The 13,356-nt window shown below is 72.3% G+C and carries 12 protein-coding genes; 6 read left to right on the top strand and 6 right to left on the bottom strand.

The genetic code is table 11. From position 1 onward, the window contains the following. Nucleotides 1–27: 27 nt before the first annotated feature. From ACN28C_RS26680 to ACN28C_RS26695, 4 genes are all read right to left on the bottom strand, one after another. Entirely contained in the window at nucleotides 28–1,710 is a 1,683-nt protein-coding gene (locus ACN28C_RS26680) for a glycosyl transferase family 1 (RefSeq protein ID WP_422770267.1), read from the bottom strand. Continuing rightward, a complete protein-coding gene (locus tag ACN28C_RS26685; protein WP_422770268.1) occupies nucleotides 1,707–2,735 on the bottom strand; it encodes a Gfo/Idh/MocA family protein in 1,029 nt (342 codons plus the stop codon). The genes ACN28C_RS26680 and ACN28C_RS26685 overlap by 4 nt, the downstream gene beginning before the upstream one ends. Beyond that, nucleotides 2,732–3,841, bottom strand: a complete 1,110-nt coding sequence (locus ACN28C_RS26690) for a DegT/DnrJ/EryC1/StrS family aminotransferase (RefSeq protein ID WP_422770269.1) — start codon at nucleotides 3,839–3,841, stop codon at nucleotides 2,732–2,734. Before ACN28C_RS26690 ends, ACN28C_RS26685 begins: the two co-directional genes overlap by 4 nt. A gap of 183 nt (nucleotides 3,842–4,024) precedes the next feature. After that, nucleotides 4,025–4,723 (bottom strand): TetR/AcrR family transcriptional regulator, encoded by a 699-nt coding sequence (locus ACN28C_RS26695; protein WP_422770270.1) that lies wholly within the window; start codon nucleotides 4,721–4,723, stop codon nucleotides 4,025–4,027. A 153-nt stretch (nucleotides 4,724–4,876) separates the two neighbouring features. Here ACN28C_RS26695 and ACN28C_RS26700 point away from each other — a divergent pair, with 153 nt between their 5' ends. From ACN28C_RS26700 to ACN28C_RS26725, 6 genes are all read left to right on the top strand, one after another. Further along, complete coding sequence (locus ACN28C_RS26700) at nucleotides 4,877–5,773, top strand: ABC transporter permease (protein ID WP_422770271.1); 897 nt, start codon at nucleotides 4,877–4,879, stop codon at nucleotides 5,771–5,773. Then, entirely contained in the window at nucleotides 5,766–6,590 is an 825-nt protein-coding gene (locus ACN28C_RS26705; RefSeq protein WP_422770272.1) for an ABC transporter ATP-binding protein, read from the top strand. Before ACN28C_RS26700 ends, ACN28C_RS26705 begins: the two co-directional genes overlap by 8 nt. A 167-nt stretch (nucleotides 6,591–6,757) precedes the next feature. Beyond that, entirely contained in the window at nucleotides 6,758–8,314 is a 1,557-nt protein-coding gene (locus ACN28C_RS26710) for an SDR family NAD(P)-dependent oxidoreductase (protein WP_422770273.1), read from the top strand. Continuing rightward, the gene (locus ACN28C_RS26715; protein WP_422770274.1) at nucleotides 8,287–9,993 is read left to right on the top strand and encodes a CDP-glycerol glycerophosphotransferase family protein; all 1,707 of its coding nucleotides are present in this window, start codon (nucleotides 8,287–8,289) and stop codon (nucleotides 9,991–9,993) included. The genes ACN28C_RS26710 and ACN28C_RS26715 overlap by 28 nt, the downstream gene beginning before the upstream one ends. Before the next feature lie 79 nt (nucleotides 9,994–10,072). Next, complete coding sequence (locus ACN28C_RS26720; protein ID WP_422770275.1) at nucleotides 10,073–10,846, top strand: GNAT family N-acetyltransferase; 774 nt, start codon at nucleotides 10,073–10,075, stop codon at nucleotides 10,844–10,846. Between the two features lie 177 nt (nucleotides 10,847–11,023). Further along, entirely contained in the window at nucleotides 11,024–11,614 is a 591-nt protein-coding gene (locus ACN28C_RS26725) for a hypothetical protein (RefSeq protein ID WP_422770276.1), read from the top strand. A 17-nt stretch (nucleotides 11,615–11,631) separates the two neighbouring features. On the opposite strand, the gene ACN28C_RS26730 is transcribed toward ACN28C_RS26725, so the two are convergent. Then, nucleotides 11,632–12,207: an ATP-binding protein gene (locus ACN28C_RS26730; protein WP_422770277.1), complete on the bottom strand. Its 576-nt coding sequence runs from the start codon at nucleotides 12,205–12,207 to the stop codon at nucleotides 11,632–11,634. Nucleotides 12,208–12,372: 165 nt separating this feature from the next. Next, on the bottom strand, nucleotides 12,373–13,269 hold the full coding sequence (locus ACN28C_RS26735; RefSeq protein ID WP_422770278.1) for a C39 family peptidase: 897 nt from the start codon (nucleotides 13,267–13,269) through the stop codon (nucleotides 12,373–12,375). Between the last annotated feature and the right edge of the window lie 87 nt (nucleotides 13,270–13,356).

Raw genomic sequence — 13,356 nt, forward strand, 5'->3', positions numbered from 1 at the left:
TGGACTCGTCTGCCGGCCGGTGCCCGGTCATCGAAGGAACTCGTCGAAGACCTGGGCCGTCCGGCGTCCGTCGTGGTGTTCGCGGACGTATCCGACACCCTCGGCGGCGAGCCGGGCTGCGGCGGTACGGTCGTCGAGCAGCGACTCGATCGCCTTCACCAGGGTGGCGGGGGTGGCGCTGGTGATCGGCGGGCGGATCTGCACCGCCCGCATCGCGTCCTCACTGAGATAGGAGATCACGGCCTTCCCGGCGGCCATGCCCTCGCAGGCGAAGGTGCAGTACGAGCCCATCACGAGCTGGTCGACGATGATGTCGGCCTCCTGCACCATGCGCCGCATCTCGCTCCAGGGAACGCCCTCGACCAGCCGGAAGTCGATGACCCGGCGGTCGTGCAGGGCCTGGAGTTCCGGCAGGATCAGGTCGGTCCCCTTCGTCCACCGGGTGGAGGGGGCGTGCAGGACGATCGGCCGGGGCCGCTCGAGCACCGGGCGGTCGCAGCTCCACGCCTCGACGTCGAGGACCAGCGGCGCCCAGGTCGCCCACGGCACGTCGGCCAGCAGGTCCGGCGTGGTCACGAAGATCGGCAGCTCACTCTCCCGGGCGATCCGCGCGTTCTTCTCGGTGACCGTGCCGAGGCGCTCGACGAGTTCCTCGGGTGCCTGCCGGAAGCCCGACTCCGGGTGCCGGTCGAGGTGGCTGGCCGGGTGCCGGATCTCGCTGCCGTGTGCCAGCAGGGCCGTTTTGATCTTGGCCTGGCGAAGCGCGGGCAGATCGGCGGAGATGTCCTCGCCGTTGAGCCGCCCGAGCACCGGGCGGAAGGCGTCGACGACGAGATGGGTGTAGGTGCCGAGCACCCGCCGGACCTGGTCGAGCTGGACGTCGAGCCGGCGTTCGGTCGGAAAGTGCAGGTAGGCGTCGGCCGGGTACCGGAACGAGGCCACCGGCTTCGCCATGACGAGCTCGGCCGAGACGTCGGGACGGGCGGCGCAGATCGCCCGGGCGAAACTGGAGAGCTGTCCGGCGTAGTTCGCCGTGCCGAGCCCGAGCCGGATCGGCGTGCTGCCGATCCGGCTCCACTCCGGCGGTGCGTCCGGCTCGGTGGACGGCGTCGGCGGCCGTCCGGCGGGCCGCTCGGTCCGGACCCGCCGCACCGAGGTGGCGAACGACGCCGCCGAGCCGAGGGTGAAGACCACGCCGGCCTCGTGCTGCGCGAGGTACTCCCGGATGGTGCGGATGTTGCCGGCCACGATCCGCAGGCCGGCGGCGCGGTACTCGTCGAGCTCCTCCGGCACGAGCGGGCCGCCGGAGACGACCGGCTGATAGCCGGAGACGCCCAGGTCCGCGCTGGCCAGGAAGGCCGGGGCCATCCCGCGCGGCCGGGCCAGCACGTGCAGCCGGTCCCGGACGCCCACCGTCTCCGCCCGGCGCAGCAGCGCGCCGGCGGCGTCCCGCTCGGTGCTCGGGCAGACCAACGCCAGGTGGAATCCGGGCAGGTGGGACAGGGCGTCCACCATCACGGCAGCGCTGCGGTCCGTGCTGATCCGTCCGGTGTGCACCATCAGCGGCGTGCCGGCGCCGAGCCCGCAGGCCGCCCGTACCGAGTGCCGGGCCCGGGGCAGGGCCGCGGTCCGGCGCAGCGTCCGGCGTACGGGTGAGGGGATGCGGCGCCCCATCGTGGCCACCACCCGTCGCGCCTTCGAGGCGGTCATCGCAGCGCCGGCTGCGCCATCGTGTCGCCCGGGGCCACCGAGACCGTGGTGCCGTCCGTCGCCGACTCCAGCAGGGCGGCGGCGACCTGGACCGTACGGAGGCCCTGGCGCAGGGTGACGATGCTGCTCTCCTTGCCGTCGACCGCGTCGCGGAACCGCTCGTGCTCCACCAGCAGCGGCTCCCGCTTGGGGATCGCGTAACGGACCATGTCCCCCTCGGCGACGCCCCGGAACGCGCGCAGCGCCTCCCACTCGGTGTCGATGGCGCCGTTGGCGTAGAAGGTGAGGTCGGCGGTGAGCGTGTCGGCGACGAAGCAGCCCCGGTCGCCGGTGATCACCGTGGAGCGCTCCTTGAGCGGGCTCAGCCAGTTGACCAGGTGGTTGACCATGGTGCCGTCGGCGAGCTGCCCGACGGCGGCGACCATGTCCTCGTGCAGCCGCCCGCTGCGGGAGACCGTACGGGCCGAGACCGAGGTGTATTCCTGGCCGGTGACCCAGCTGGTCAGGTCGATGTCGTGGGTGGCGAGGTCCATCACGACCCCGACGTCGGCGATCCGGTGCGGGAAGGGGCCCTGGCGGCGGGTGACCACCTGGAAGACCTCGCCCAGCTCGCCGGCCTCGAGCCGGGTCCGCAGGTTCTGCAGCGCGGGGTTGTAGCGCTCGATGTGTCCCACCCCGGCGACCAGCCCGGCCGCCTCGAACGCCTCCACCAATCGGGTGGCGGTCTCCACCGACTGCGCGAGCGGCTTCTCGATGAGCGCGCAGACGCCGTTCGCCGCCAGCTCCAGGCCGACCTGCTCGTGCAGCGCGGTCGGGCAGGCCACCACGGCGTAATCGATCTTGAGTGCGAGCAGCTCGGCGACGGTGGGCAGCACCGGCGCCCGCAGCATGCCGGTGCTGTCCCCGGCCGGGTCCACCACACCGACCAGCTCGACACCGTCCAGGCCGGAGAGGATCCGGGCGTGGTTGCGCCCCATCGCGCCGAGGCCGATCAGGCCGGCACGCAACGTGTTCCCGCCGCTCACCGGGCACCGCCCAGGCTGTTCGTGGCATCGGCGATCCGCTCCAGGTCGCCCTGGCTCAGCGCCGGGTGGATCGGCAGCGAGATCACCTCGGCCGCCGCCCGCTCGGTCTCCGGCAGCTCCCACGGGCCGGGCCTGCCGTCGGCGGTCAGGTACGGCTTGAGCCGGTGGATCGGGGTCGGGTAGTAGACCGCGTTGCCGACGCCCCGGTCCAGCAGCTTCTGCTGGGCGGCGTCCCGGTCACCGGAGACCCGCACCGTGTACTGGTGGTAGACGTGCCGCGCCGCGTCGGCCACCGGCGGGGTCACCGCGCCGGTGATCCGGGAGTCCAGGAACTTCGCGTTCGACCGGCGCTGCTCGGTCCACTCCGGCAGCTGCCGGAGCTGCACCCGGCCGATCGCCGCGGCGACATCGGTGAGCCGCATGTTCGCCCCGACGATCTCGTTCGCGTACCGCTGCTCCATGCCCTGGTTGCGCAGCAGCCGCAGGGTGCGGGCGAACTCCGCGTCGGGGGTGGAGATCATGCCGCCCTCCAGGGCGTGCATGTTCTTGGTCGGATAGAAGCTGAAGCAACCGGCGACGCCGAAGGAGCCGACCGGCTGGCCGCCGAGCGCCGCGCCGTGCGCCTGCGCCGCGTCCTCGACGACGGCCAGGCCGTGCCGCTCCGCGATCGGCGTCAGCCGGTCCATAGCGGCGGGGTGGCCGTAGAGGTGCACCGGCATGATCGCGGCGGTACGCGGGGTGACGGCCGCCTCGACCGCGGCCGGGTCAAGACAGAAGCTGCCGGCCTCGATGTCGGCGAAGACGGGCTCCGCGCCGACCAGCCGGACGGCGTTCGCGGTGGCCGCGAAGGAGAACGACGGCACGATGACCTCGTCACCCGGGCCGAGGCCCAGGGCGAGCAGGCTGAGCTGGAGCGCGGAGGTGCCCGAGTTGACCGCGACGCAGTGCCGGCCGGCCACCAGCTCGGAGAACTCCTCCTCGAACGCCGCCACCTCCGGCCCCTGCACCACCCGGCCGCTGCGGAGCACCCGGACGGCCGCCTCGACCTCGGCGTCTCCGATGACTGGTTTGGCGGGTGGTATCAGGTCTGCGTTCTGCCCAGACATGGGCATCCTCCTGTCGATGAGGGCATCGCAATCGGCAGCGATGCTAGCTCGTTGTTCCGTGGATGGATCGAGTGGTACAGGGGGTCGCGGCCGGCGGCGGAGCCGGGCCCTACGGGTCACGGCCTCCGCGACCGCCATCTGGTCGGGGGTGGTGGTGGACGTGGGTGGCGCCGCGCGGCGCGGTCAGCTCGAGACCGGAGCGTCGACACTCCCTCCGGCCGGGGCGTCCCGGACCACCGCCGCACCGACCGCCTCCGGCACGCCCACCGTCTCCGGCACGGCGACGTGCGCGCCGAGCCCGGCCGCGACCGCCGCGGCCAGCCGGGACAGGTAGGCGTCCGGCAGGGCGGTGCGGGAGACGGCGAGCCGCCAGTAGAGGGGACCGACGATCAGGTCGACCGCGAGGTCCGGATCCGTTCCGGCGGGCAGCTCGCCCCGGGCCACCGCCCGGTCGATCAGCTGCCTGCCGACGTCCTGTTGGTTCGCCCGCAGCGCCTGCTGGAGGGTCCCCGCGATCTCCGGGTTGCGGGCCGCCTCGGCGAGCAGGTCCGGAACGATCTGCGAGGCCAGCCGGTGTCGCAGCGCCCGGGCCACGATCCGCAGCAGCACGTCGAGATCTCCGGTTAGGCTCCCGGTGTCCGGTAACGGTAGGCTCTGGCCCGCGATCCGGGTGACGATCTCCAGCACCAGTTCGAGCTTGGAGTTCCAGCGCCGGTAGATCGCCGTCTTGCCGACCCCGGCCCGGCGCGCGACCGCCTCGATCGACAGACGTCCGTAGCCGACCGCGGCGAGTTCCTGCAGCACGGCCTGGCGGATAGCGACGGTGATCTCGTCTCGGAGCACCGCCGCTCCCGCTGGAGCACGCCGGTTGTCGGTCGCCACGTCGGCCAATATAGCGCGACGACGCTACGGTTGCGTCCCGACGCAGTTATGGACTACTTTCCACGGAGCGACGACCATCGGCGTTCCACCGCTCGAGCACGGTCGACACGTCGCGCGCCTCCCACAGCCCGAACAGATCGGAGCGCCCACGCTATGGCCATCACGGCGGTAGCCAACCCCGATTCAGAGCTCAGCCAGGCAGAGCTGGCCGCCCGGTACGGACTGACCGTGGCCGGAGCCCGGCCCACCCTTCCGGCCTACGCCCGGCAGCTCTGGTCCTACCGGCACTTCATCACCGCCTACGCCAACGCCAAGCTGGTGGCCTCGTTCAGCACCGCGCGGCTGGGGCGCATCTGGCAGGTGCTGACCCCGCTGACCAACGCGGCGGTCTACTACCTGATCTTCGGTGTGGTGCTGGGCACCAGCAGAGACGTCGAGAACTTCATCGCCTACCTCTGCACCGGGCTGTTCGTCTTCACCTTCACCCAGACCGCGGCCAGCGGCGGGGTCACCGCGATCAGCGGCAACCTCGGACTGATCCGGGCACTGCACTTCCCCCGGGCCGCCCTGCCGATCGCGATCACCCTGACCCAGTTCCAGCACCTGCTCGCCTCCATCGTCGTGCTCGCCGGCATCGTGCTGGTCGACGGCGAGCCGCTGACCATCCAGTGGCTGCTGGTGATCCCGGCGGTGCTGCTCCAGTCGGTCTTCAACGCCGGGCTGGCGATGGCGCTGGCCCGGGTCGGCTCGAAGATCACCGACATGAGGCAGGTCCTCCCCTTCGTGATGCGCACCTGGATGTACGCCTCCGGCGTGCTCTACAGCGTGGCGTACTTCGAGCAGCACCTGCCGGAGTGGGCCGCCTTCATGGTGCAGCTCAACCCGCTGCTGGTCTACATCGAGCTGATGCGGCACGCCCTGCTGGAGTCGGCGCCGGTGACCGCCTCGGCGACCCAGTCCTGGGCGCTCGGCATCGGCTGGGCGGCGGTGACCGGGCTGCTCGGGTTCATCTACTTCTGGCGCGGTGAGAAGGAGTACGGCCGTGGCTGAGCCGATCGACCCCCGGACCGGGACCCCTGCGGGCGCGACCACGGTGGCGCCGGTCCCCCGGATCCCGACCGTCGTCGTCGACGACGTCCACGTGATCTACCGGGTGCACGGCGCCAACTCCGGCAACAACAACCCGGCCGCCGCACTGCGCCGGATGCTGACCGGTCGCAAGAGCGGCACGGTCCGCGAGGTGCACGCGGTCAAGGGCGTCACCTTCACCGCCTACCAGGGTGAGGCGATCGGCCTGCTCGGCAGCAACGGGTCCGGCAAGTCGACCCTGCTGCGGGCGATCGCCGGGCTGCTACCGGCCAGCCGGGGCACGATCTACACCCACGGCCAGCCCTCCCTGCTCGGCGTCAACGCGGCGCTGCTCAACGACCTCTCCGGGGAACGCAACGTGGCGCTGGGGTGCCTGGCGATGGGCATGACCCCGGCCCAGGTGCGCCAGCTCACCCCGGAGATCGTCGAGTTCTCCGGGATCAACGAGCGCGGCGACTTCAGCTCGCTGCCCATGCGGACGTACTCGTCCGGGATGGCCGCCCGGCTGCGCTTCTCCATCGCCGCCGCGAAGAAGCACGACGTGCTGCTGATCGACGAGGCGCTCGCCACCGGTGACGCGCGGTTCCGGCGCCGCAGCGAGCAGCGTGTCCGCGAGCTGCGCGCCAGCGCCGGCACGGTCTTCCTGGTCAGCCACAGTATCGGCTCGATCCGCTCCACCTGCGAGCGGTCGATCTGGCTGGAGTCGGGCGTGATCCGCGCGGACGGGCCGACCGACGAGGTGGTCCCCGAGTACGAGAAGTTCATGAACCGGAAGTGAACCGGAGCCGAACCCGGGCCGACCGGCGGAGGACCGGTTGTCGACCTGGGGGTTCGGCGTCCGGCCGATGCCGGGCTAGGGTCCTATGGGTCGCGGCTCCGGGCGGGCCGCGGACGGAGACTCGGCGAACGACTGCGGCGACCAGCCGCAGTCAGTGAGGATCGGCAATGGCACAGAATCCGGCGACGCGGCCGGACGGCCGGACGGCACCGGAGCCCCGGAGCGCCGTACCGGCGGTGTGGCGACCCCACCGGACCGTGGCGGTGGTGCTCGCCGGCGGCACCGGCACCCGGGTCGGGCTCGGCATACCCAAGCAACTGCTCAAGATCGCCGGCAAGCCGATCCTCGAACACACCGTCGCGGTCTTCGAGGCCGCGCCCGAGATCGACGAGATCCTGGTGATGATGGCACCCGGCTTCCTCGACGAGGCGCAGCAGATCGTCGACAGGGCCGGGTTCCGCAAGGTCGGCAAGGTGATCGAGGGCGGTGACACCCGGAACGCCACCACCCGGCTGGCGCTGGACGCGATCGGTCCGGACGACTGCAACATCCTCTTCCACGACGCGGTCCGGCCGCTGCTGAGCGGACGGATCGTCCGGGAGTGCGTGAACGCGCTCTGGACGCACTCCGCGGTCGACGTGGCGATCCCCTCCGCCGACACGATCATCCAGGTGGACGAGGACGACTGCATCACCGACATCCCGGTTCGGGCCCGGCTGCGCCGGGGGCAGACGCCGCAGGCGTTTCGCTCGGGCACCATCCGGGCCGCGTACGCGCGCGCCGCCGAGGACCCCGAGTTCAGCGCCACCGACGACTGCGGGGTGGTGCTGCGCTACCTCCCCGAGGTGCCGATCAAGGTCATCGAGGGCTCGGACGAGAACATCAAGGTGACCCACCCGGTCGACGTGCACCTGGCGGACAAGCTCTTCCAGCTCGCCGCCGCCCAGGCGCCCCGGCTGGTCGACGAGCGGGCGTACACCGAGGAACTGAGCGGCCGGACGGTGGTGGTCTTCGGCGGCAGCCACGGCATCGGGCAGAAGCTGGCCGAGCTCGCCCGGCACTACGGCGCGGAGGTCTTCCCGGTCAGCCGGTCCCGCACGGGCACCCACGTGGAGCGGGCCGAGGACGTCGCCGCCGCGCTGCGCGCCGCGTTCGAGGCGACCGGCCGGATCGACCACGTGGTGGTCACCGCCGGGGTGCTCCGGACCGGTGCGCTCGCCGAGATGGACGAGTCGACAATCGCGCAGATGCTCCAGGTCAACCTCGTCGCCCCGGTGGAGATCGCCCGCCAGGCCCTGCCCTACCTGCGCCAGACCCGGGGCCAACTGCTGCTCTACACCTCCAGTTCCTACACCCGGGGCCGGGCCCGCTACGCCCTCTACTCCGCCACCAAGGCCGCCGTGGTCAACCTCACCCAGGCGCTCGGCGACGAGTGGTCGGAGTTCGGCGTACGGGTGAACTGCGTCAACCCCGAGCGGACCGCGACCCCGATGCGGACCCGGGCGTTCGGGGAGGAGCCGGTGCACACCCTGCTGGCGGCCGACACGGTGGCCCGGGTCTCGCTGGACGTCCTCCTCTCCGGGCTCACCGGTCAGGTGGTCGACGTCCGCCGCTCCCCCGGCGTGCCGGGCGCCGAGATCGCGGCCCCCGAGATCGAGCCGGTCGGTCCGGACGGCGTGGCGAAGGAAGGAAGCGCATGCGTGGCGACCTGGTCAGGAAACTGACCGTCCGGTGTCTCAGTGCCGGCCTGGCCGTGCTCTCCTTCCTGGTCCTCGCCCTGGCAACGGCGAAGCTGGCCGGTCTCGCCCTGGCGGTGGCCGGTGCGGTCGCGGTCTGGGTGGAGCGGCGGGTCAACCCCCGCGCCGGCCTCGTCGCCGAGCCCGTGCTGCTGATCGGCGGGGTGCTGGTCGGCTACGTCCACCGGGTCCCCGAGGCCCGGTGGAGCTGGCTGACGCTGGCGGTCACCGGAGCCGCCCTGCTCGGGCTGACCCTGGCCGAGAAGCCGCTGCGGGACGCCGCCGAGCTTGAGGTGCGCGCGGCCAACCTCGGCGTACGCTCCTCGCCGCTGCTCGTCGCCGACCGGCTCGGCCCGGCGGTGCTGGCCCTGCTGGTCCTGCTCGCCGCGAGCGCGGCGCTGCGCCTGCCGGCCTGGCCCGTCCTGCTCCTCACCCTGCTGGTCGGTGCGGCCGCCGCGGCCGGCGCGGTCGGGCCGCTCGCGCTGCGCCGGCTCCGCCCCTCGGCCCGGCAGAGCGCGGTCACCCAGGCGCTGCGCCGGCACCAGCCCGAGTTCCTGCTCTACTTCTCCGCGCCGCCCGGCTCGGAATACCAGGTCATGATGTGGCTGCCGTATCTGGAGCGGATCGGCCGCCCCTTCGTGGTGCTGCTGCGGGAGCCGGACTTCCTCGGCCCGGTCTCCGCCGCCACCCGCGCGCCGGTGGTGGTCTGCCCGACACCGCGCTCGATCGACGAGGCGATCGTGCCGAGCCTGCGGGTCGCCTTCTACGTCAACCACGGCGCCAAGAACAGCCACTGCATCCGCTTCACCCACCTGACCCACATCCAGCTGCACCACGGCGACAGCGACAAGGCGCCGAGCGCCAACCCGGTCTCCGCGATCTTCGACCGGATCTTCGTCGCCGGGCAGGCGGCGATCGACCGGTACGCCCGCAACGGCGTGACCATCCCCGCCGAGAAGTTCACCATCGTCGGCCGCCCGCAGGTGGAGGCGATCGAGGTGCGTCGGGAGCCGATCCGGGACCGGGCCGACAAGGTGGTGCTCTACGCCCCGACCTGGACCGGGCACAACGCCGACGTCGACCACTGCTCGCTGCCGGTCGGCGAGACCCTGGTCCGGCGCCTGCTGGACCGGGGCGTGACGGTGATCCTGCGGGCCCACCCCTACACGTCGCAGAACCCGGCGTCGGCCCGGCAGCTCGCCCGGATCGAGCAGCTGCTCGCCGAGGACCGCGCGGTCAGCGGGCGGCCGCACGTCTTCGGCGCCGAGGCGGCCCGGAAGATGAGCCTGGTCGACTGCGTCAACGCCTCCGACGCTCTGGTCTCGGACGTCTCGGCGGTGATCTCCGACTACCTCTACTCCGGCAAGCCGTACGCCATCACCGACCGGGTCGGCGAGGGGGAGCGCTTCGTCGAGGGGTTCCCGCTGGCCGGCTCCGGTTACGTGCTGACCTCGGATCTGTCCAACCTGGACGACGTGCTGGACCGGCTGCTCGACACCGATCCGCTGGCCGAGACCCGCTGGCGGACCCGCACCCGCTATCTCGGCGACTTCCCCGAGCAGCGGTACGCCGACGGCTTCCTCGACCAGGCCCGCCGGGAGCTGGACGGCGCCGTCGGGGCCGGGCCGACCGTCCCGTCACCCCGCCCCGCACCGGCAGCCCGCTGAACGCCACCGCTCTCCGGCCGGCTCTCCGCTCTCCGGCCGGCTCTCCGAACGCCGGCGTGGGCTGTGCCATGATGCATCGGTGACGATCATCAGGGCCGGCCACGACCGGAACGAGCTGGCCGGCCTGCTGCGCCGCGACCCCCACCTGCACGCGTACGAGCTCGGCGACCTCGACGACTTCTACTGGCCCTACACCACCTGGTACCGGCTGGACGACGCGGTGGCGTTGCTCTACCACGGTGGACCCACGCCGGTGCTGCTGGCGCTGCACCGTTCCGCGGAGGTGGTGGCCGAGCTACTGACCGGACTCCTGCCGCTGCTGCCCCGGCACTTCGAGGCGCACCTCTCCCCCGGCGGCGCGGAGGTGCTGGCCCGGCAGTTTCCGGTCCGGTCGCGGGGCCCGCACCTGAAGATGGCGTTGACCGATCCGGATCGGCTGGTCCGGGTGGCGCCCGGCGGCGAGGTGCTCACCGAGGCCGACACCGCGGAGCTGACGGCCTTCTACCGGCGGTCCTACCCCGGCATCTGGTTCGATCCCCGGATGCTGCGCACCGGGCACTATCTCGGGATGCGCCGCGACGGCGGGCTGGTCGCCGCCGCCGGGGTGCACGTCTGGTCGCCCCGCTACGGGGTCGGCGCGCTCGGCAACGTCACCACCGCACCGGAGCACCGGGGGCAGGGGCTGGCCAGCACGCTGGTGGCGGCGCTCTGCCGGCGGTTGCTGGCCGAGGTCGAGACGGTGGCGCTGAACGTGCACGCGGAGAACACCGCCGCATACAAGCTCTACGACCGGCTCGGCTTCACCCCGGTCGCCGAGTACGTCGAACACGTCGTCGGCGAGCCTGCGTCGTAGCACCGTCCGCGCCGCCTCTGTCCCTTGTAGAGCGGCTGTCGATCGCGCCGATCCGGCTCCTGCCAACCGATCCGGCTCTTGCGAACCGATTTCGGCTCTTGTCAACGGTCGGCACCCCGGGCACCATGTCAACGTTCTCGAAAGCGCACGATCCGATCCGTCGCCGAGGAGGCGCCCGTGCTCGAGGAGTTCATGGGCATACCCGCCCATCCCCTGCTGGTCCACGCGGCGGTGGTCTTCGTCCCGCTGCTCGCCGTGGCCGCCGTCGGTTACGCCTTCGTCCCGTTCCTCCGCCCGCACCTGCGCCTGGTAACGGCGCTGCTCGCGATCGCCACCCCGGTCGCGGCGCTGCTGGCCAAGCTCTCCGGCGACGAGTTCCTCGCCCGGCTCCAGGCGGGCAACCGGGTCAGCCCGGAGTACGTGCCCCGGTTGGCCGAGCATCAGGAGTTGGGCGGCAACACCCTCTACGCGACGATCGCGCTCGGCGTGCTGACCCTGTTGCTGGTCCTCTTCGTCCGCCCCCGCGCCGCCGCGGCCCCACCGACCGGCAGCACAGGCACGGACGGCAGCACAGGCACGGACGGTGGGACCGGCGGCGGTGTCGGCGGGGGCGGCGGAACCGGGACGGCCGTCCGGGCGCCGCGTACCAACTCCCCGGCCCTGACCCTGGTGCTCGGGGTGCTCTCGCTGGCAGCGGCCGGAGTCGCGCTCTACTACGTCTACCGCACCGGGGACTCGGGCGCCCAGGCGGTGTGGCAGGGCCAGTGACGCACCGCCCGGGGCCCTCAACCGTTGACCGCCTCCGCGATCCGCAGGGCGACCTGGGCGGGCATGAGGTGCGTGGTATCGACGACCTCGGCCTCGGCGTGCAGCCACGTGCGGGCCGCCTCGGCGTAGGGCCCGAGGTACCTGAGCCGGAACGGGGAGGGCACGGCATGCTCCCCCTCGATACGCGCGCGCAGGGTGTCCTGGTCGGCGTGCAGGACGAAATGCCGTACCGGGATGGCGTGCTGGGCGAAACCACTGCTGATCTCTCGCCAGTACCGCTCGACCAGGACAGTCATGGGCATCACCAGAATGCCGCCCGTGTAGTCGAGTACTCGGCGGGCGGTCTCGACGACCAGTGGCCGCCACGGCGGCCAGTGCTGGAAGTTGTCCGTCTCGGGTAGCCCCGGCGTGATGTCCATGAGAGTCTCGCCGATTTTCTCGGCGTCGAACACCCGCGAATCCGGGATCAGTGGCCGCACGAGCGCACTGGTCGTCGTCTTACCCGCGCCGTGGGTGCCGTTGAGCCACACGATCATGGAATCAGACGTTACATGTGGTGCGTCTGCGGCCACGGAAACCTGCAGAGCGGACATCCAACGTCCCGCAGAGCGTCACCGGAAGGCCGTGACAGCCGGCGTCCGACGACGCCGGCCCGCCCCACGTCCGGTCGGCACGGGTCGTCCGGGGGTGGGGCGGGCCGGCGTGTCATCGGCCACCGGCGCCAGAGCGGCGCGCAGGCCCGTGCCGGCGGGAACGGATCAGGACGAGTAGCCCCGGGTGGCCGCCCAGTTCGCCAGGTCGATGGTGCTCAGCCAGTAGGTGCTGTCCGCACCCGGGATGGCCGGGTCGGCGATCTTCACCGTACGGCCGTCGTCGCGGTAGCCGACCACGGTCAGGTAGTGCCCGCCGGGGTAGCTGTGCCAGCCGCCGTCGAGGTCGGTGACGGAGCCGGCGATGTTGACCACCACGGCGTACCCGCTGGTGACGGCGTGCACCACGTCGGCCTGGAGCCGGTCCATCTGGGCCGGGGTGGCCGCGCCGCCGGGGATGGCGGTGGTGCGGTAGAAGTCCGTCCCGATCAGGTCGTTCAACACCCGGGTGGTGTCCTCGGCCGAGTTCGTGCCGCTCGTCGTGGTGCCGAGAGCGCCGGCGACCGCGTCCTGGCTCGGCCGCTTGTCGCGGACGGTCAGCGCGATCCGGGTGGCGGCCGGGCCGCAGTACCAGCCGTTGATCTGGGCCTGGAACTCGTAGTCCAGCAGCTTCGACTCCGGCGGTGCCGGCGGCTCGGTCGTCTTGGCCGGGGCCGCCTTGGCCGCCTTGACGGCCGGGCTGGTCTGCTCAGGGCTCGCCGGGGTCGCCGGTGCGGTCGTCTCCGCCGCGGCCGACTCCGGTGCCGTGGTCCCCGGCGCGGTGGTCCCCGGCGCGGTGGTGTCGGCGGTGCCGGGCTCGCCGGTGCTGCCCGGTGCACCGGGCGCCGGGGAGCCGACTTCGGCGACGGCCACGGTCGAGGGCTCAGGCACCTCCGCCGAGCCGGTCGACGCCAGAACGCCACCGGTGGACGCGGCGGCGGCGAGCACCGCCGCCGAGGCGAGCGCCAGCCGGTTGCGCCGACCGGAGAGGGCGGTCCTGAACCGCCCGTAAATTGCGTGCTTCAACGTTGTCCTCCAGGGGAATGCACGTCACCATCGCCGGGGGCGAAAAATGACGCGACGTTTTCGTCCGCTGGTGGGAATGCGACGCGA

Origin of the sequence: Plantactinospora sp. WMMC1484, assembly GCF_049315195.1 — a bacterium.
Lineage (GTDB): Bacteria > Actinomycetota > Actinomycetes > Mycobacteriales > Micromonosporaceae > Plantactinospora.

Excerpts from the sequence above, each read along its gene's own strand:
- ACN28C_RS26690 (WP_422770269.1), bottom strand. The coding sequence starts at position 3,841 with ATGTCTGGGCAGAACGCAGACCTGATACCACCCGCCAAACCAGTCATC.
- ACN28C_RS26715 (WP_422770274.1), top strand. The coding sequence starts at position 8,287 with ATGCGTGGCGACCTGGTCAGGAAACTGACCGTCCGGTGTCTCAGTGCC.
- ACN28C_RS26700 (WP_422770271.1), top strand. The coding sequence starts at position 4,877 with ATGGCCATCACGGCGGTAGCCAACCCCGATTCAGAGCTCAGCCAGGCA.
- ACN28C_RS26710 (WP_422770273.1), top strand. The coding sequence starts at position 6,758 with ATGGCACAGAATCCGGCGACGCGGCCGGACGGCCGGACGGCACCGGAG.
- ACN28C_RS26730 (WP_422770277.1), bottom strand. The coding sequence starts at position 12,207 with ATGTCCGCTCTGCAGGTTTCCGTGGCCGCAGACGCACCACATGTAACG.
- ACN28C_RS26680 (WP_422770267.1), bottom strand. The coding sequence starts at position 1,710 with ATGACCGCCTCGAAGGCGCGACGGGTGGTGGCCACGATGGGGCGCCGC.